The 17836-nt window shown below is 56.4% G+C and carries 18 protein-coding genes and 1 tRNA gene; 10 read left to right on the forward strand and 9 right to left on the reverse strand.

What is annotated here, in order from left to right:
* Positions 1-29 precede the first annotated feature (29 nt).
* The 4 genes from PQU98_RS00145 to PQU98_RS00160 are packed head-to-tail and all read left to right on the forward strand — an operon-like array spanning position 30 to position 3628.
* A complete protein-coding gene (locus PQU98_RS00145; protein ID WP_272742860.1) occupies positions 30-1190 on the forward strand; it encodes an ABC transporter permease in 1161 nt (386 codons plus the stop codon).
* Positions 1187-2008, forward strand: coding sequence for an ABC transporter ATP-binding protein (locus PQU98_RS00150; protein WP_272742861.1), 822 nt, complete (start codon positions 1187-1189; stop codon positions 2006-2008). The genes PQU98_RS00145 and PQU98_RS00150 overlap by 4 nt, the downstream gene beginning before the upstream one ends.
* Before the next feature lie 4 nt (positions 2009-2012).
* Positions 2013-2951, forward strand: a complete 939-nt coding sequence (locus PQU98_RS00155; protein ID WP_272742862.1) for an MlaD family protein — start codon at positions 2013-2015, stop codon at positions 2949-2951.
* Entirely contained in the window at positions 2948-3628 is a 681-nt protein-coding gene (locus PQU98_RS00160) for an ABC-type transport auxiliary lipoprotein family protein (protein WP_272742863.1), read from the forward strand. The genes PQU98_RS00155 and PQU98_RS00160 overlap by 4 nt, the downstream gene beginning before the upstream one ends.
* Here the strand turns inward: PQU98_RS00160 and PQU98_RS00165 are convergent.
* The 5 genes from PQU98_RS00165 to hutG form a co-directional block, all read right to left on the reverse strand.
* On the reverse strand, positions 3610-4251 hold the full coding sequence (locus PQU98_RS00165) for a 3-oxoacid CoA-transferase subunit B (RefSeq protein ID WP_272742864.1): 642 nt from the start codon (positions 4249-4251) through the stop codon (positions 3610-3612). The genes PQU98_RS00160 and PQU98_RS00165 overlap by 19 nt on opposite strands.
* A gap of 3 nt (positions 4252-4254) precedes the next feature.
* Positions 4255-4968 (reverse strand): CoA transferase subunit A, encoded by a 714-nt coding sequence (locus PQU98_RS00170; RefSeq protein WP_272742865.1) that lies wholly within the window; start codon positions 4966-4968, stop codon positions 4255-4257.
* Between the two features lie 102 nt (positions 4969-5070).
* Positions 5071-6294 carry an NAD(P)/FAD-dependent oxidoreductase gene (locus tag PQU98_RS00175; RefSeq protein WP_272742866.1) on the reverse strand — a complete coding sequence of 408 codons (1224 nt, stop codon included), beginning with the start codon at positions 6292-6294 and terminating at the stop codon, positions 5071-5073.
* 3 nt (positions 6295-6297) lie between these two features.
* Positions 6298-7221 (reverse strand): bifunctional 5,10-methylenetetrahydrofolate dehydrogenase/5,10-methenyltetrahydrofolate cyclohydrolase, encoded by a 924-nt coding sequence (locus tag PQU98_RS00180; protein WP_272742867.1) that lies wholly within the window; start codon positions 7219-7221, stop codon positions 6298-6300.
* Positions 7222-7245: 24 nt separating this feature from the next.
* Positions 7246-8070 (reverse strand): N-formylglutamate deformylase, encoded by an 825-nt coding sequence (hutG, locus tag PQU98_RS00185; RefSeq protein WP_272742868.1) that lies wholly within the window; start codon positions 8068-8070, stop codon positions 7246-7248.
* Between the two features lie 68 nt (positions 8071-8138).
* Here hutG and PQU98_RS00190 point away from each other — a divergent pair, with 68 nt between their 5' ends.
* Positions 8139-9977 (forward strand): monovalent cation:proton antiporter-2 (CPA2) family protein, encoded by a 1839-nt coding sequence (locus PQU98_RS00190; RefSeq protein WP_272742869.1) that lies wholly within the window; start codon positions 8139-8141, stop codon positions 9975-9977.
* Here PQU98_RS00190 and PQU98_RS00195 read toward each other — a convergent pair.
* Both PQU98_RS00195 and PQU98_RS00200 read right to left on the reverse strand, forming a co-directional pair.
* Positions 9974-11683 (reverse strand): methyl-accepting chemotaxis protein, encoded by a 1710-nt coding sequence (locus PQU98_RS00195; protein ID WP_272742870.1) that lies wholly within the window; start codon positions 11681-11683, stop codon positions 9974-9976. The genes PQU98_RS00190 and PQU98_RS00195 overlap by 4 nt on opposite strands.
* A gap of 175 nt (positions 11684-11858) precedes the next feature.
* Complete coding sequence (locus PQU98_RS00200) at positions 11859-12119, reverse strand: GNAT family N-acetyltransferase (protein ID WP_272742871.1); 261 nt, start codon at positions 12117-12119, stop codon at positions 11859-11861.
* 102 nt (positions 12120-12221) lie between these two features.
* Here PQU98_RS00200 and PQU98_RS00205 point away from each other — a divergent pair, with 102 nt between their 5' ends.
* Entirely contained in the window at positions 12222-12743 is a 522-nt protein-coding gene (locus tag PQU98_RS00205) for an SRPBCC family protein (protein ID WP_272742872.1), read from the forward strand.
* Between the two features lie 231 nt (positions 12744-12974).
* Here PQU98_RS00205 and PQU98_RS00210 read toward each other — a convergent pair.
* A tRNA-Val gene (locus tag PQU98_RS00210) sits at positions 12975-13049 on the reverse strand.
* Between the two features lie 55 nt (positions 13050-13104).
* Entirely contained in the window at positions 13105-13791 is a 687-nt protein-coding gene (gph, locus tag PQU98_RS00215) for a phosphoglycolate phosphatase (RefSeq protein WP_272742873.1), read from the reverse strand.
* Positions 13792-13966: 175 nt separating this feature from the next.
* Here gph and glmU point away from each other — a divergent pair, with 175 nt between their 5' ends.
* The 4 genes from glmU (at position 13967) to gor (ending at position 17833) form a co-directional block, all read left to right on the forward strand.
* Positions 13967-15331, forward strand: a complete 1365-nt coding sequence (gene glmU / locus PQU98_RS00220) for a bifunctional UDP-N-acetylglucosamine diphosphorylase/glucosamine-1-phosphate N-acetyltransferase GlmU (protein ID WP_272742874.1) — start codon at positions 13967-13969, stop codon at positions 15329-15331.
* A 7-nt stretch (positions 15332-15338) separates the two neighbouring features.
* Entirely contained in the window at positions 15339-16031 is a 693-nt protein-coding gene (gene rpiA, locus PQU98_RS00225; RefSeq protein WP_272742875.1) for a ribose-5-phosphate isomerase RpiA, read from the forward strand.
* A 69-nt stretch (positions 16032-16100) separates the two neighbouring features.
* Positions 16101-16463, forward strand: coding sequence for a hypothetical protein (locus tag PQU98_RS00230; RefSeq protein WP_272742876.1), 363 nt, complete (start codon positions 16101-16103; stop codon positions 16461-16463).
* The gene (gene gor, locus PQU98_RS00235; protein ID WP_272742877.1) at positions 16460-17833 is read left to right on the forward strand and encodes a glutathione-disulfide reductase; all 1374 of its coding nucleotides are present in this window, start codon (positions 16460-16462) and stop codon (positions 17831-17833) included. Before PQU98_RS00230 ends, gor begins: the two co-directional genes overlap by 4 nt.
* The last annotated feature ends 3 nt before the right edge of the window (positions 17834-17836 follow it).

Genomic DNA, 17836 nt, shown 5'->3' on the forward strand with positions numbered 1-17836 from the left:
TAAATTACTTAGGTATTTCAACAGTCTTTATGGCCAAAACGCGCACTGACAAAGCACAATACCGCATCGAACCTGTGGGGGAGCCAGAGGGTTCAGGCCGGCTTACGCTTAGCGGTGATTGGCGCATCGGTACGATTGGCGGTTTGGCGCCGCGGCTTAAAAGCGACCTGAAGCCTTTTGATGCTATCGAGATCGATTCCAGCGGCCTGGAGCAGCTTGATACGGCCGGAGCTTATCTTTTAAGCGCTGTCATTGGCAGCCGGCTAAGCGGAGATGTGTTCGCCGGGCAGGACAATTTCCGCGGGCTTTATGATCTGGTCAGCGGGCGCGACCTGACGGTCGATGAATTCCACGAAGACCATGTCCGCCGCGAAGACAGCCAAAATCCGATTGTCCGCGGCATGGCCAAGCTGGGTGTAGGCGTGGTCGCCAATCTGACTATATTTAGCGCCCTGCTGGCCTTTATCGGGCATACGGTTGTCACCTTGATCGCGACAATCTTTAACCCGTGGCGGCTGAGGCTGACCCCGCTGGTCAGCCTTATGCAGCGGGCCGGGATCGAAGCCTTGCCCATCGTTATCGCCAGTAACCTGTTTATCGGCGCGGTTATTGCCTTCCTGGGGGCGATGCAGTTGCGCCAGTTCGGGGCGCAGGTGTTTAGTATTGAGTTGGTCGGCATTGCCGAACTGCGTGAGTTAGGCCCGCTGATCACGGCGGTGCTGCTGGCCGGGCGCAGCGCCTCCAGCTTTGCCGCTGAAATAGGCGCCATGAAGATGAATCAGGAAATCGACGCCATGCGGGTCATGGGTATTGATCCCTATGAGGCGCTGGTGCTGCCGCGTCTTATCGGCCTTGTCCTGATGATCCCGCTGATCACCTTTGTGGGATCGATGGCCGGGATGATTGGTGGCTTTAGTATCATCTGGACGACGCTGGATTACGGCCCGCCGATGATCATACAACGCACGCTCGACTATGTTGATATCAGCCATTTCTTTGTCGGCATGGTCAAAACACCGTTCTATGCGGCCGCCATCGCGATCATCGGCTGCCATATGGGTATGACGGTGACGGAAGATGTTATCTCGCTGGGCCGTCAGGTGACGCGCGCGGTGGTGCAGGCGATTTTTGCGATCTTTGTCATTGATGCCGTCTTTGCCCTCCTGTTTCAGGGAGTGCCCGCCGTATGAGTGCTTATGAACCCAATATGCGCGACACATCGCCGCCGATCGAAATCCGCGGGCTGGTCAACCAGTTTGGCGACCGCGTTATCCATCAGGATCTCGACCTGACGGTCGAGCGCGGCAAAATTCTGGGCGTGGTCGGTGGGTCAGGCTCAGGCAAGACGGTGTTGCTGAAATCCATTCTGGGGCTTTTGCGGTTCAAATCCGGTCAGATCAATATCTTCGGTCAGGATATTGCGACCGCATCCAAAAAACAGAAACTCGATGTCCAGTCACGCAGTGGAGTGCTTTTCCAATCAGGTGCGCTGTTTTCCTCACTGACGGTACTGGAAAACATCATGGTGCCGATGGCTGAGTTCACAAAGCTGAACCGGCATGAAGCCAAGCGTATTGGTCTGTTGAAAATGTCGCTGGCCGGCCTGCCGCTTAATGCGGCTGACCTGATGCCTTCGGAACTGTCTGGCGGTATGATCAAACGGGCGGCTTTGGCGCGGTCACTGGCGCTTGATCCGGAATTATTGTTTCTGGATGAACCGACGGCGGGGCTTGACCCGATTTCGGCGGCCGCGTTCGATGCGCTAATTAAGGAACTGGCGTCCAGTCTGGGGCTTACGGTCTTTATGATCACCCACGACCTCGACAGTCTTTATACCATTACGGATGAGGTGGCGGTTCTGGCCGACAAGCATGTGGTGGCCAAGGCGCCGCCGCTGGAACTGGAAAAATCAGACCATCCGTGGATTCACGAATATTTTCATGGCCCGCGCGGCCGCTTAGGCGGCAAGATGCGCGATCATACACCTTCTGGCGATCAGGAAAGCTGAGACGATGGAAAGACAAGCCCATTATGCCTTCGTAGGCTTTGTGACCCTGCTGCTTCTGGTCGCGGGGCTGGCCTTTACGTTCTGGCTGGTTCGCTTTGACTTTAACCAGAGCTATGACACCTATGATGTGGTCTTTACCTCTTCGGTCAGCGGCTTGGTCGAAGGCGGGGAGGTGCATTTCAACGGCATCAAGGTCGGAGAAGTCACGGACCTGCGGCTGGGCAAGGTTGACAATAAGCAGGTGATCGCCACCGTCCGTCTTGACGGAGAAACGCCGGTGCGTGTGGATTCAACCGCGACCCTGGAGCCGATGGGGGTGACCGGTCTCAACTATATTCAGATTACGCCCGGCGGCAATAAATCGCCCTATCTGGTTCGCACCAGCATGAGCGGCCCTAATCCGGTGATTAAGGGTAAGCCCGGCGCGCTTGATTTGCTGCTACAAGGTGGGGGCTCGGTGATTCAGAACGCCTATACGACCCTTGATCGTGTCAATCGGCTTTTGTCGGATAAGAATTTGATGACATTAACCAAAAGCCTTGAGAATATTGAAAATTTCACCGCTGATCTCAAGGATCGTGAGCAGATGCTCAACGATACCCATGAGGCTATCGTCAGTGCGGGGCTGGCTGCCGATGAGGTGGCGCGTCTGGCCAAGTCCACCGATGCTCTGGTCGGCGAACGGGCACCGCAAACCTTGGCCAAGATGGAGGATGCCGCCGAACGGTTTGGCAAGGCATCTGACGAACTGGCAAAACTGGCGGTCGCGTTAGAGGCTCCCGCGACCGAAGTGTCAGAGACCACCTTGCCGGATATTCAGGAAACTTTGCAAAACCTCAACGAAGCGACCCGGTCGCTGGAACAACTGGTCGAAGAGGCCCGCTCAAGCCCGCAGGGCCTGATCAGCAAACCCGTCGCCAAGGACAGAAAGGTCAAAGAATGAGCCGTCATATGGTTTCCCGCCGTCAGTTACTGACTCTTGGGGCGGCCCTGACCGCTTCAACGGCTCTGGGGGGGTGTATTACCCTATTGCCCAACGTCGATCCGGTTCAGCTTTATCGCTTTGGCTTCAATGCCGATTTACTCAAAAATAGCAAGGATATAGCCGCGGAACCTGTCACGGGTGATGAACTGGCCGAGGTTTACATCTCCGGTATCAGTTTGCCCAAGGCGGCGGCGGGGGACGGTATCCTTACGACTGAAAATTCACTGGTTTCATACATCGAAGGGGCGCGCTGGGCATCACCGGCGGATACCCTGTTCGAAAGTGCGGTCTCCGAAGGCTTTGACCGTGTGGCGACAACGGTTAGATTGTCCGACCGTGGACGCGGGGCGGCTAAATATCGCCTAGACATTCAGGTGCGCCGCTTTGAGACTGCCTATGCCAAGCGTCAGCCTACGGTCGTGATCGCGCTGGATGTGGCGATGGTGCGTTTATCGAATCGCACGGCGGTAGCGCACAAATACCTGTTGCGGGAGATCAAGGCAGGCAGCAACCGGGTCGGTGAGATTGTCCCGGCCTACGAAGAGGCCACGACCCTGATGATTGCCGATATTGTGGCCTTCGCCGAGGAGACGGCTAAGGCGCAGATGCTGGTGGTTCAGAGCCCGACCTCGTAATCGGCATCGGTCAGACGGGCTACGTCGTCGAGCGTCACATCGGGCGCTAACTCCTTTAGGATCAGGCCGGAGCCATCCGGTTTGACCTCAAATACGCCCAGCGTCGAGATAATCAGATTGACCACCTGAGTGCCGGTCAGTGGCAGGGTACAGGCTTTGAGCACCTTGGATTCGCCGTGCTTATTGGCATGTTCCATGACGACAACCACGCGCTTAACGCCGGCCACCAGATCCATCGCCCCGCCCATGCCCTTAACCAGCTTGCCCGGTATCATCCAGTTGGCGATATCACCGTTTTGAGCGACTTCCATAGCCCCCAAAATGGTCAGGTCGATATGGCCGCCGCGGATCATGGCAAACGAATCTGACGACGAAAAATAAGCGGTTTCATCCAGTTCGGTAATCGTCTGCTTACCCGCATTGATCAGGTCCGCGTCGATCTCGGCCTCGGCCGGGAAGGGGCCCATGCCCAGCATTCCGTTTTCCGATTGCAGGGTGACCGTCATACCCGCCGGAATATGATTGGCGACAAGCGTCGGGATGCCAATGCCCAAATTGACGTAATAGCCGTCTTTCAGTTCTTTTGCGGCGCGCTCGGCTAACTGATCTCGTGTCCATGCCATGAGTTAAACTCCCTCAGCTTGGCGGATAGTCCGCTGTTCGATGCGCTTTTCAAACGTGCCCTGCACAATGCGGTCAACATAGATGCCGGGGGTGTGAATATGGTCGGGATCGAGCGCGCCAACGGGGACTATTTCCTCAACCTCGGCCACGCAGACCTTACCGGCGGTTGCCATCATCGGGTTAAAGTTGCGGGCGGTTTTTCTGAAAATCAGGTTGCCGCGCGCATCACCCTTCCAGGCCTTAATTATCGATAGATCAGCAACAAGACCCGTTTCCAGCACATAGTTTTTGCCGTTAAAGTCCTTGGTTTCCTTGCCCTCAGCCACAAGCGTACCGTAACCGGTGGCAGTGTAGAAGCCCGGAATACCCGCGCCGCCCGCGCGGATTCGCTCAGCTAATGTGCCTTGCGGGTTAAATTCCAACTCAAGCTCACCGGCCAGATATTGCCGCTCAAATTCCTTGTTTTCCCCGACATAGGACGAAATCATCTTTTTGATCTGGCGGGTATTGAGCAGCATCCCTAAGCCAAATCCATCGACCCCGGCATTATTGGAAATGACGGTCAGGCCCTTGGTGCCGGAATCGCGCAGGGCGGCGATAAGGTTTTCAGGAATTCCGCACAGACCAAATCCGCCCGACATGACGGTCATACCGTCGAACAACAGCCCGTCGAGCGCGCTTTTGGCGTCGGTGTAGATCTTGCTGGCCGATGTCATGTGAGTGCCTCGCCCTGATGCGTTTCTGTTGGGGCGAGGCTATGCCATATCGGCTTGATTTGTCACGCGCAAATACGCTGCGCTGCGGCAAAATTTATGTGATTATCCCGCCGTCAAAAACGGTTTCAGTGACGCGTCAGCATCGGCCACGACCGCCGGATCAAGCGGCACGCCTTTGGCGATCAGTTGTTTGGCGGCCATGAAATCGGCGGGGCGATTGACGCACTCGGCGGCCCTTAAGCGATGGTCGTCATCAAGGTGAAATACGCTAAAGGCGCCGTCATCCGGATTACCACGGATAACTGTGTTGGACACCGGCGGGATCAGGCCCGCGATCTGGAGCTTATAGTCATATTGATCCGACCAGAACCACGGCACTTCTGGTGCGGGCGGTTTGTAACCGGCAATGGCTGCGGCGGCTTGCTTGGCCTGTTCCAGAGCATTGGGCACGCTCTCAAGGCGATAACGGCCTTCATAGTAGGGTTGCACCAGGCGCGATGTCACATCACCAATGGCAAAGATATTGGGATCAGATGTGCGGGCCTCATGATCAACTTGAATACCGTTGTCACACAGAAGGCCGCAGGCGCGTGCCAGATCATCGCACGGCAGGGCGCCTATGCCGACCAGCAGCACGTCAAATTCAGTTTGTGTGCCGTCGGCCTGATGGACGATAGCTCCGTGGTCAGAAGGGCTGAGTTTCGAAATATTAGCACTCAGGCAAAAGGTTATGCCATTTTCCTCGTGTGTTTTCTCAAAAAAAGCCGACAGGGCTTTGGAGGCGACACGCGCAAGAACGCGGGCTTCACGCTCAAAGACCGTAACCTGACACCCCAGCTTGCGCGCCGAGGCCGCGACCTCAAGGCCGACATAGCCCGCACCGATTAATCCAACCCGTAACCCATCGCAAAAGGCAGATTTCAGCGCCTCAGCATGGGGCAGCGTATGCAGCCGGTGGTAGGGCGTCACATCCGCACCTTCCACATTGAATGGCCGTGCGGTCGATCCGGTGGCGAAGATCAGATGATCATAGCTGATGCGCTCGCCATCGCTCAGTTCGGCCTGTTGCGCCTCTCGATCAACCGTTGATACACGGGTGCTAAGGCGCACCGTAATGTTTTTTTCAGCGTAAAAACTGGCCGGACGCAGATAGAGATCTTCTTCCTCAGCTTCACCTTTAAGCCAGGCCTTGGACAGGGGGGGGCGCTGATAGGGCAGGTACGCTTCGGCCCCGATCAGGGTGATGTCATCCTCATAGCCATATTGCCGCAGAAAGGCCGCAGCACTGCCCCCGGCATGACCTGCGCCGATGATCACCACGCCCATATCTTACAGACCTTCCGGTGCGGGCAAACCGTGTTGCAGGCAGGCGGCATGGAGGGTGTTGTTCAGCAGGCAGGCAATGGTCATCGGCCCGACCCCGCGCGGTACCGGCGTAATCGCCTTGGCATGTGGTTTGGCGGCGTCGAAATCGACATCACCGACGACCTTCGACTTTTTACCGTCCGGGCCGTCGACCTCGATGCGGTTGATGCCGACGTCAATGACATAGGCGCCGTCCTTGACCCAATCGCCCGCGATAAATTTGGGACGACCAACGGCTGCGACCAGAATATCAGCCGTCAGGCATAGCTCTTTGAGATTTTTAGTTTTTGAGTGAGCGATGGTAACCGTACAATCTTGATTGAGTAGCAGTTGCGCCATCGGTTTACCGACAATGTTAGACCGCCCGACAATCACGGCATTCATACCGGCAAGCGATCCGCCGCCGTAGGTTTTTACGGCATCTTTCAGCAGCATCAGGCTGCCTAATGGAGTGCAGGGAACAATGCCATCCAACCCGACCGCAAGCTTACCGGCATTTTCGACATGAAAACCATCGACATCTTTAAGTGGATCGATGGCATCGATCACTTTGAGCGAGGACATGTGTTTCGGCAGAGGCAGTTGCACCAGTATGCCATTAACCGCGGCATCGGCATTCAGCTCAGCGATCAGTTTCAGCAGATCGGCTTCGGTCGTGGTGTCAGGCAGGGTGATGGTGCGCGAATCCATCCCGACTGCAATCGTACTCTCGCCTTTGTTTTTGACATAGATCTGGCTGGCGGGGTCCTCCCCGACAATAACGACGACCAGACAGGGCGTTATACCCTGAGTGGCCTTCAATTCTGCCACTTTGACCGCCAGACGTTCACGCAGGCCTTTGGCATAACCAAATCCGTCGATGATGTGGCCCATACTAGTGTCGGTCATAATATGCTCATACAATGTTTGAAATCAGTGCGGTCTATAGGACTGCTCAAGGGCAGAAAGCAAGGCCTCGGCCAGAGATTTCAGGCGCATGGACATGGCTTCGGCCCGCCCGGTATGGAATGTGCGCGGGTCGGCTGTATCGAGATACCGATCCTGCACAATCTCTGTCTGGAGGCTGAACTGGTTGATCTCAGGCCGGCCATAATGGCGGGTGGTGTAGCCGCCTTTAAAACGGCCATCGAGTACGCTGGAAAAATCCGATGGTGTGGCTTGCCATTTTCGCACAACCTCCAAAATCTGTGGCGACAGGGTTCGGCCATCATTGCTACCCAGATTGACATCCGGCAAGGGCCCGTTGAACAGGCTGGGGATCGCGCTGCGGATCGAATGGGCATCTATCAGCAGGGCATAGCCATGCCGCGCGCGGGCAGTGTCCAGTAGTTTGGTCAATTGTTGATGATAGGGGGCGTGATACTGCCTCCGTCGGTGTTCAATCTCAGTGGCATCAGGTTCCAACCCTGCACGATAGAGCGGGTTGAGATCAAAATCCGTCAGGGGGCACAGGCCGGTTTCAAACTGACCGGGATAGAGCAACTGCCCGTCCGGGGGGCGGTTGAGATCGATGACATAGCGGCTGTGGGTCGCCCACAGTGTACTGGCACCCAGACTACGGGCAAAGTCATAAAGCCGGTGAACATGAAAATCGGTTTCGCCCACACTTTGCCCCGTCGGTGTCATACGGGCTGCAATATCAGCGGGCAGGTGGGTGCCGACATGCGGGGCGGCGATCACCAAAGGGCTGTCGCCTTCGTGAACCTCAAACAGCGGCAGGGCAGGGATTATATCCATGATTTATGTGAGCCGTGTTCGTTGATATCTGTCAAGCATGTCGGACTCGGAGTATCAGTTAAGCCATCATGGAATCGAAACTGCTGATCAACATTTTCATCTTTCTGGCGGCGGCCTGTGTGGTGGTGCCGCTGGCATCGCGTTTTAAGCTGGGATCGGTACTCGGTTATCTGATTGTGGGTGTTCTGATCGGGCCGTTTGGTCTGGGGCTGATTGATCAGCCAGAGCGGATCATGGGCTTTGCCGAATTTGGCGTGATCATGATGCTGTTTCTGATCGGGCTTGAGCTTGAGCCGGAGATTCTGTGGCGTCTGCGCCGGTCCATCATCGGTCTGGGCGGATTGCAGGTGGTGGTGACCAGCGTGGCGATTATGCTGGTCGGGATGGCGATGGGGCATGACTGGCAAACGACTTTGGCGGTCGGTATGGCGCTGTCACTGTCATCGACCGCGCTGGTAATGCAAATGCTTCAGGAGAAAAAGCTGCTGCACACCAATGTCGGGCAGTCGTCATTTTCAGTGCTGCTGTTTCAGGACATCGCCGTCATTTTCATCCTGCTGATCCTGCCGTTTCTGGCGGCGTCTCTGGGGGTGCCCGAAAGCCGCATTGCGCGCGAATCCGGCCATGCCGAGGGGCTGTTGGCCGAGGCGCCGGCATGGATGCAGGCGGGCGCGGTGGCCTTGGTGCTGGTTACCATGATTGCGGCGGCGCGCTTTGTGCTGCCCCGCCTGTTCCATGCGGTGGCCAAGACCAACCTGCGTGAATTGTTCACTGCCACGTCTCTGGCGCTGGTGGTGGGGACAACCGTGCTGATGGAAATGGTGGGCGTGTCGCCGGCGCTGGGGGCCTTTATCGGCGGGGTGATCCTGGCCAACTCAGAATATAAGCGCACCATTGAGACCGACATCGAGCCGTTCAAAGGCCTGCTGCTGGGGTTATTTTTCATCACGGTCGGCATGGGCATGAATTTCGAGGTCCTGCTGGAAAATCCGCTGGGTCTGATGGGGGCGGTGCTGGGATTGATGGCGCTTAAGGCGTTGATTCTGATTGTACTGGCCAAGATTTTTGGCTTTAGCGGCGAAGAAAATCTGGGGCTGGCGCTGGGGTTGGCGCAGGGCGGCGAATTTGCCTTTGTGTTGTTTCAGATGATCTATGGATTGCGGGTAATTGATGGTGAGATGTACCGGTCACTCATGCTGATCGTGACCATATCGATTGCGCTGACGCCTCTGATCATGGAGCTATATGCCCGCTATGCTGTGCCCCGGTTTGTGACCATGCTGCCGGAGCGGCAATTTGATGCGATCAATGAACGCAACCGCGTTATCATTGCCGGTTTTGGTCGCTATGGACAGGTCATTGGCCGATTCTTACGCCATCAGGGGGTGGGGATCACGGTTCTGGAGAACAACCCCGATCAGATCGAACTGGTGCGTAAATTTGGCAACAGTGCCTATTTCGGAGATGCAACCCGGCTTGATCTGTTACGCAGCGCCGGGGCCGCAGAGGCTGATATTCTGGTGGTGGCGGTCGATGGGCCGGATGATGCCCTGACGATTGTGCGGATGGCCAGAGCCTATTTTCCAAATCTGAAAATCTATGCCCGCGCCCGTAACCGACGCCATGCCTATGAACTGGATAAGGCCGGTGCTGATCATTTCAGGCGGGAGACTTTTGAATCGTCGCTTAACATGGCCCGCGAAGTGATGATCGCTTTGGGCTTCAAACCCGTAGATATGGAGCGCAAGGCCAAGAAGTTTATGGCGCATGATGTGATGACGCTCAAAAAGTCGTTTGAGTTCTTCGACAATGAGCCTGAACTGGTAAACCTGTCTAAGCTGAGTGCCGAAGAACTGGAACGCATCCTACGTGAGGATGTCGCCGACCCGGATAAGATAAAACCCTAAGCTGCGCGGTCTGAGGCGAAGGTTTCGACGGCGCTGGACAGGTGCGACAGGGCATCCGTGACCCGGTCGGCCGCGGTCGCCAGATCCTGCGCGGTCTGGCGGGAGGCGGCTACCCGCTCGGACGCATTGACCACCGCCTGACGGGTATCGTCGGCGCTGCGGGCCGCCGATGATGCCCCTTCGGAGATGGCCGAGGATGACTGGCTCTGGTCGGCAACCGCACCCGACATGGCCGAAGCCAGGTTTTGCACTTCGCCCAGAACCGCCGTGATGTTGGTGATGGCATCAACCGTGTCGCGCGTGGCGGTCTGGATTTCGCTGATCTGGGCCACGATGTCTTCGGTCGCCTTGGCGGTCTGGTTAGCTAGCGATTTGACTTCGGTGGCGACGACGGCAAACCCTTTACCGGCTTCACCGGCGCGGGCGGCCTCGATTGTGGCGTTCAGTGCCAAAAGGTTGGTCTGGGCCGCAATCTGACGGATCAGGCGCACAACATCATCGATTTTTTCAGCCGCATTGGCCAGTTGCGCAACCTTGACCGTGGCGGCATCGCCTTCGACGGTGGCCTTATGCAGGGCTTGCGACGTGCTCTGAACCGAGGCTGAGACTTCATCGACCGCGCGCGCCAGAGTCTGTGAGGCTTCGGCGACATTCGCCACGGTGCGTGAGGCTTCGTCACTGGTTTGGGCCGCCGTATCGGTCGACTGAGCGGTTGCCACGGCGCTGGATTGCATGTCGCCGGACAGGCGGCTCAGGGCATGAACGTCCTGACTCAAGGCGTCAAACAGGCTGCGCGTCGTTTGCAGGAAGGTCGCTACACCCGTCTGGGTGCTGTCACGACGGGCCAGAGCCTGAGCGGCCTCAATGGCCTGTTGCTCGCGCAGGGCCTCGCGCTCACGGGCGGCATCGCGCAGATTGCCGATGGCGCGCCCGATCAGGCCGATTTCGTCGCTATCATTCTGATGCGGAATGTCGCGATCCAGTTGCCCCTGGGCGATATCGCGGGCGGCGTTGGATATTTTCTCAATCTTTTTGAACTCTTTTGACAACAGGCCATAGACGACGGCTGAGGTCAAAAGCAGCATGACAATGGCCATGCCACCTAGCTTCAGGGCTTGCCCGATCAGGGCCGCATTCAGGTCAGAGACCTTGGCCGTGCCGACAAAAATAATCCCGATGACCTTGCCGTCAGCGTTTATTACCGGCGTATAAGCGGTCTGGTATTTTTCACCGACGATGGCGGCCACGCCAAAAAATGGCTTGCCCGCGGATATGGCCGGGAAGGCGGCGCTGTCTTTACCCAAGGGCGTGCCGACCGCGCGGTTGCCGTCGGCCTTGATGACGTTGGTAGATAAGCGCACAAAGTCCTGAGCGGCTTCATCAGCGGCAAATATAGTGACGTAGCCACTGTTGATCTGGCCGATCGCATCGACCAGGCCATTATCGGCAATATCCGCAATCGTTTCAGCACGCACGGCCTGCACGATACCGGCCTCATCCGTTTCAACCTCAGTGCCTGTGGCAATGGTTGCGTATTTATCGGCGGCCACCCGCAATGACCATTCCAGTTGCTGGCGCACCTGAGCGTCCTGTTCGGCCTTCATCGACAGAAAATCAAACCCGGCGCTCATCAGAACGGCGGTGGCAATACAGGCGAACACGGCGCCAAGGATGCGGCCTTTGAGGGAGGACAAAACAGTGCGCACGCGGATAACCCTTATATTTAAACGATTCACTTAGTCTGCGACTATCGGTCGCAGTGGTAACTATAGGGTTAACCAAAAAAACTTAAGGATGCTTCAAAGCCTTGAATGGTAAGGATTTGCCGCAAAGGTGATGTGCGAAAGGTGTTGGGTTATCGCAGCCATATTATGCCAAAAATCAAAGCCGGTGGCGCTTGAGCCAGGCGGCGGCATAACCACAGATCGGTACGATTTTTTGCGGGCGGTTGCTGATGATGTCCACCAGCCCCTGCATCAGTTTTCCGGCCGTGCCTGTGCCGCGCAGGGCCTCAGGGGCGAACACATAATCGATATAGAGCGTGTCGCCGGTAACGTGATAGTCGGCATAGGCGGTTTCGCCATCGACGACGAGCTCAAAACGGCTTTTATCGGTATTGTCGATCACTAGGGGGCTGGTCATATATTGTCTCCATCTTCTGTGCCCACACAGATGCGCTTGCCGCTATCGGGTTTCAATAGGTTTGTGATAAGGTTTAAGGCCGTTAAATTCCGGAGGGCTGATATGAAAGCAGGTATCATCATTGCCGTCTTATGCGGGCTGGCTGGCGCGGCTGAGGCTGAAGTGGTTGAAGCCTTAACGGGCGGGTTTGAGGTCAGGCATGTCATAGAGATCAACGCGCCGGCAGAGGCGGTTTATGCGGCCCTGCTTCAGCCGTCAAAGTGGTGGAATCCTGAGCATAGCTGGTCAGGTGATGCGGCCAATCTGACGCTGGAGCCGCGCGCAGGCGGCTGTTACTGCGAAGCCTTGCCCAAAGGCGGGATGATCGAACATATGCGGGTTGTTGCCCTGCAGCCGAATGAAGGGCTCAGGCTGTTCGGCGGGCTTGGGCCGTTGCAGTTCACGGGGGCGTCAGGTTTTTGGAATCTTACGCTAAAAGCGACAGATAGCGGCACAACCCTAACAGCGACCTATGACGTCGGGGGCTATGCCAAGGGCGGACTCGATAAATGGGCGGCACCTGTTGATGGGGTGCTGGCCGAACAATATGGACGGCTTAAAGCCCATGTTGAGGCTGGTAAATAGACGTTCTAAGCGAGGAAAAATGTGAAAATTAGCGAAGAACCGCTTCGAGCTAATTTTTTCCATATCGACACACGACAAAGTACACTGAGCGCAGCGAAGGACTTTGGAGTGATGGCCGGAGCGTAGCGACTAGTGACCAAGTGGGAGCGCAGGCTGCGCGCCGCCAAGGGCCCTTGGCCCTGAGCGCCAAAACATAAAACCATTTTCGGATTTTCGAAGAAAATGCGGAGATGGTGGACCCGACAGGGATTGAACCTGTGACCCTTCGCGTGTGAAGCGAATGCTCTCCCGCTGAGCTACGAGTCCGAACCAATTGCGAGGAGCGGTGCTTTAACCGCTCAAAACGCTGGTGACAAGTCCTTTATTTGAGGCAGGCGGCGACGGCGTCAGGCAGTTCGCGGAAATGGTGGATAAGCCGGTCAGGCTTAAGATCAGCGACCGGCGTATCGTTGTAGCCAAAGCTGACCAGTATCGACGGCACCCCGGCATTGCGGGCGGTTAGAAAATCGGTCTCGGAATCGCCGATCAGCATGGATTGGCTGAGGTCAAGGCCCATAAAATCGGTGCAGGCTTTTAGGTGTTCAGGGGCGGGCTTTTTATTAGTTACACTGTCAGCACCGACCACGGTCTTGAAATGTTCAATCATGCCCATACGGGTCAGCAGCAGCACTGACAAATCATAGGGTTTATTGGTGCAGACGGCCAGATGCGCGCCGGCCGTGCGAAGGACGTCCAGTGCTTCGAATACACCTTCAAACGGCTGGCTTTCATGGTCGATGCGTTCCCGGTATAGCGCCAGAAAATGCGGTACCATCGCGTCTTCCTGTTCCGGCGTCAGTGATAATCCCGCCGCGGCAAAACCGCGCTGGATCAATGAGCGCGCGCCTTTGCCAACCAGAGCGCGGGCCGCAGTTGTAGGGAAGGGTTCAGCCCCATGTTCTTTCAGGATGTCGTTCAAGGTGCCTATGATATCCGGGGCGGTATCGACCAGAGTTCCGTCCAGATCGAAGGCCAGACAATAATCGCGCAAATCGGGCAGGAGGGGCATATAATAACTCGTGCTAGAGCGATATGCCGAAAAGTGTGAGCGGTTTTCGGCTATAATATCGCGACCAAATTAAAAGTTAGAGCGGATGATGATTTGATTAAAAATCATCCGCTCTAATGGCGTTTAACCCTGCTTTGGGCTAAATCCGGTAAGGCTGCAACAGATGAGTCGCGATATGAGCTTAGATTCCACTATCAAACGGGCTGCAGTAATTTTGGCGGCAGGTCAGGGGACGCGCATGAAATCGCCTCTGCCCAAGGTTTTGCATAAGGTTGGTGGGCGCACTATGCTCGACCGCGCCATAGATGCGGCCTTCGATCTGGGCTGCGATCGTGTGGTCGTAGTGGTCGGTAACCACAGCCCGTCAGTAGGTATTGCCGCCCGTGCGCGGGTCGGCGATCAGAATGTGGTCGTGCAAGACCCGCCGCTGGGGACTGGTCATGCGGTGCTGGCAGCGCGTGGGGCTTTGAGTGATTTTGACGGGCAGGTCATTGTCACCTATGCCGACTGTCCGCTGATGTCGGCCGATGTGCTGTCGCCGGTGTTTGAAGTGGCCGAAAAATCCGACATGGTTGTGCTGGGGTTTGAGGCGGCCGATCCCGGCGCTTATGGGCGGTTGGTGATCTCTCAGAACCATAATCTATACGCCATCGTCGAAGCCAAGGAGGCCAATAAGGAGCAGTTGGCCATTACCGCCTGTAATTCGGGTGTGCTGGCCTGTGACCGCGCGCTGCTGTTTTCATTGTTGGCTGAGGTCACCAACGAAAACGCCAAGGGCGAATATTACCTGACCGATGTGGTGGCTCTGGCGCGTAAACGCGATCTGATGCCGCAGGTGACGTTTGCGTCCGAACAGGATGTGGGCGGCGTCAATGCTCAGGGCGAACTGGCGATGATGGAGCAGGTCTGGCAAACCCGCACGCGGCAGAAATTTTTACGCGATGGTGTGACCATGATCGCACCCGATACGGTCTGGTTCTCGTGGGATACAAAAATCGCGTCCGGTGTGACCATTGAACCCAATGTTGTCTTTGGTGACGGGGTGACGGTAGAAACCGGTGCGGTGATCCGCGCCTTTAGCCACCTTGAAGGCGCGGTTGTTGGTGAGGGCGCGCTGATTGGGCCCTACGCCCGCCTGCGTCCAGGGGCCGTGCTGGGCAAGGATGTGCATATCGGTAATTTCGTCGAGGTCAAAAACGTCACCGTCGGTGAGGGTGCCAAGGCCAATCATCTGGCCTATCTGGGCGACGGTGCGGTGGGGGCTAAGGTCAATATCGGGGCGGGCACGATTTTCTGTAACTATGATGGGTTCTTCAAGCATAAGACCATCATCGGCGACGGCGCGTTTATCGGCTCCAATTCGTCGCTGGTGGCACCCGTGACCATCGGAGCCGGAGCTTTGATCGGGTCAGGATCGGTGATCACCGAGGACGTATCCGCTGATGCTCTGGCCTTCGCCCGTTCACGCCAAAGCGAAAAGCCGGGTTGGGCCGCTAATTTCCGGAGCCTCAAATCCGCTGAAAAAGCCAGCAAAAAGTAGGAACTTTATGTCAGCCGAAACTCAAAAAGAACAGTCTGGTCTTGCCGCCATCGCCTATGTCAAGGACGGCATGAAGGTGGGCTTGGGCACCGGGTCTACCGCCGCCCATTTCGTCAAGGCCATTGCCGATACGGTCAAGGCGGGCATGAAGCTGACACTGGTCTCGACCTCAGTGCAGACGACAACTTTGGCGCAGTCCCTGGGGTTGACGATCCTTGATATTAATGATGTCGGGTCGCTGGATCTGTGTGTCGACGGGGCTGACGAAATCGGGCCGGGACTGGCGCTGATCAAGGGCGGCGGCGGAGCACTGCTGCGTGAAAAGCTGATCTGGGAACAGGCCAAAACCTGCATCGTCATTGCTGATGCGGCTAAGCACGTCAAAACTCTGGGCGCCTTTGCCCTGCCGATTGAAGTCGAGCCCTTTGCCTATAAGGGCACGGTCAACCGGATTTGCGACGTTCTGGCGGAATTTGAGATCCAGAAAGTGCCGACATTACGTAAAAAAGACGGCCAGCCCTTTATAACTGACGGCTCGAACCTTATTTTTGACGTATCGTGCGGACAAATCTCTGACCCTGCCGGACTGGCCGCGGCGTTGAAAGCCACGACCGGCGTAGTCGATCACGGCCTGTTCCTTGATCTGGCCGAATTTGCGTTACTGGGAACCGATGACGGTGTGAAGGTTCTGGAACCCTGATTTGTTGCGCATTTTTTGTCCAAAAAACCGCATACACTTTTTGGAATGCGCATTTTAGGAGTTAAGTGATTGGCCTTGTTCTCGAAATATAAAATCGTCTGTGACGCTGACCTGACGGTGTTTGAGGGCAAACAGGCGCGCTTTCATGTGGCCAAAGGCGCTCTGGAGAAATGCGTGCTGATGCACGATAGTGCTAAAGCCCCTAAATTCATTGAAAACACTTTCCTGAAGAAGATTTTTACCGCCAAAGATGTCGTGCATTTACGCAGCATCATGCTGTTTTCGGGTGAGGGGGAAATCGCCCTGACACCGTCTGAACGCGGTTTTGATCATGTGCTGGAATGGTTGCGGCAAAATGGCTGGCATATTGATGACGCCATTGCCGAATCTCAGGCCTCGCCGAGCGTGCGCACTTTTGTGAGAAAAAAATGACTTACGACTATGATTTGTTTGTGATCGGCGCAGGCTCCGGTGGTGTGCGCGCGGCGCGTTTGTCGGCCAATCTGGGCCTTAAGGTGGCGATTGCCGAAGAAGACCGACCCGGCGGGACCTGTGTTCTGCGCGGCTGCGTGCCCAAAAAATTCATGGTCTACGCCTCCGAAGTGCCGGAGCAGCTTAAATATGCGCGCGGGTTTGGCTGGGACACCGGTGAGGCGACCTTTGACTGGAATGCGTTTAAGGCATCCAATGAAAAAGAACTGACGCGGCTGTCGCAAGCCTATGCCGGCAACCTGACCCGCAATGGCGTCGAAATCATTAGTGCCCATGCCGCGTTCAAAGACCCGCATACGCTGACCTTGACGCCCAGTGACGGCTCGGAGCCCTATGAAGTCACGGCGAAAACCATCCTGATCGCCGTCGGGGGCTGGCCGTTCCTGCCCCGTCACATCGAAGGCGTGCAGGAATGTGCGATTTCCTCGAACGAGGTGTTCAATCTGCCGGAATTGCCTAAATCGGTCGTCATCGTCGGCGGTGGTTATATTTCGGTCGAGTTTGCCGGTGTGCTGAACGGTCTTGGGGTTGACGTGACGCTGGTTTACCGCGGCGAGCAAATCTTACGCGGTTTCGACGATGAGGTGCGTGACCATCTGGCCAGGGAAATGCAGGCACGCGGTATCAAAATCCTGACCCGTGCCGATCCGGTAAAGCTTGAGAAAACACCGGATGGCATCCGTGTGCATCTCAATACGGACATAGATTTGATGGCTGATCAGGTGCTCTATGCTTCTGGTCGCAAGCCAAAGACCGAAGGGCTTAATCTGGAGGCCGCGGGCTGTGACATCGAACTGCACGGGGCGATTAAGGTCGATGACTATTCGCGCACCTGCGTGGATCACATCTGGGCGGTGGGGGATGTCACCAACCGCATGAACCTGACGCCGGTGGCGATCCGCGAAGCTGTGGCCTTTGTCGAGACCGCGTTTAAGAACAACCCCACGACCTATGACTATGAGAATATCCCGACCGCAGTATTTTCCCAGCCGCAGATCGGCACTGTCGGCCTGACCGAGCAGCAAGCCATAGACGCCGGGCTCAAATTCGATGTTTACACCACCCGTTTCAGGGCGATGAAAACGACCTTCATCGGTGGCGAAACCCGTGTCTTGATGAAACTGATCGTTGAGCAGGGCTCCGATGTGGTGTTAGGATGCCACATGGTCGGTTCCGATTCTGCCGAAATCATTCAGATGGCGGGTATCGCTGTCAAGGCGCGCCTGACCAAGGCGCAGTGGGATGCGACCTGTGCGGTCCATCCAACGGCTGCGGAGGAATTTGTGACCTTAAAGGACAAACGGGCCTGACCG

It is taken from the genome of Asticcacaulis machinosus, from assembly GCF_028550435.1.
In the GTDB taxonomy this organism is placed as follows: Bacteria; Pseudomonadota; Alphaproteobacteria; order Caulobacterales; family Caulobacteraceae; genus Asticcacaulis; species Asticcacaulis machinosus.

Coding starts and splice junctions, on each gene's coding strand:
- PQU98_RS00145 (WP_272742860.1), top strand. CDS start 30: ATGGCCAAAACGCGCACTGACAAAGCACAATACCGCATCGAACCTGTG.
- PQU98_RS00150 (WP_272742861.1), top strand. CDS start 1,187: ATGAGTGCTTATGAACCCAATATGCGCGACACATCGCCGCCGATCGAA.
- PQU98_RS00155 (WP_272742862.1), top strand. CDS start 2,013: ATGGAAAGACAAGCCCATTATGCCTTCGTAGGCTTTGTGACCCTGCTG.
- PQU98_RS00160 (WP_272742863.1), top strand. CDS start 2,948: ATGAGCCGTCATATGGTTTCCCGCCGTCAGTTACTGACTCTTGGGGCG.
- PQU98_RS00165 (WP_272742864.1), bottom strand. CDS start 4,251: ATGGCATGGACACGAGATCAGTTAGCCGAGCGCGCCGCAAAAGAACTG.
- PQU98_RS00170 (WP_272742865.1), bottom strand. CDS start 4,968: ATGACATCGGCCAGCAAGATCTACACCGACGCCAAAAGCGCGCTCGAC.
- PQU98_RS00175 (WP_272742866.1), bottom strand. CDS start 6,294: ATGGGCGTGGTGATCATCGGCGCAGGTCATGCCGGGGGCAGTGCTGCG.
- PQU98_RS00180 (WP_272742867.1), bottom strand. CDS start 7,221: ATGACCGACACTAGTATGGGCCACATCATCGACGGATTTGGTTATGCC.
- hutG (WP_272742868.1), bottom strand. CDS start 8,070: ATGGATATAATCCCTGCCCTGCCGCTGTTTGAGGTTCACGAAGGCGAC.
- PQU98_RS00190 (WP_272742869.1), top strand. CDS start 8,139: ATGGAATCGAAACTGCTGATCAACATTTTCATCTTTCTGGCGGCGGCC.
- PQU98_RS00200 (WP_272742871.1), bottom strand. CDS start 12,119: ATGACCAGCCCCCTAGTGATCGACAATACCGATAAAAGCCGTTTTGAG.
- PQU98_RS00205 (WP_272742872.1), top strand. CDS start 12,222: ATGAAAGCAGGTATCATCATTGCCGTCTTATGCGGGCTGGCTGGCGCG.
- gph (WP_272742873.1), bottom strand. CDS start 13,791: ATGCCCCTCCTGCCCGATTTGCGCGATTATTGTCTGGCCTTCGATCTG.
- glmU (WP_272742874.1), top strand. CDS start 13,967: ATGAGCTTAGATTCCACTATCAAACGGGCTGCAGTAATTTTGGCGGCA.
- rpiA (WP_272742875.1), top strand. CDS start 15,339: ATGTCAGCCGAAACTCAAAAAGAACAGTCTGGTCTTGCCGCCATCGCC.
- gor (WP_272742877.1), top strand. CDS start 16,460: ATGACTTACGACTATGATTTGTTTGTGATCGGCGCAGGCTCCGGTGGT.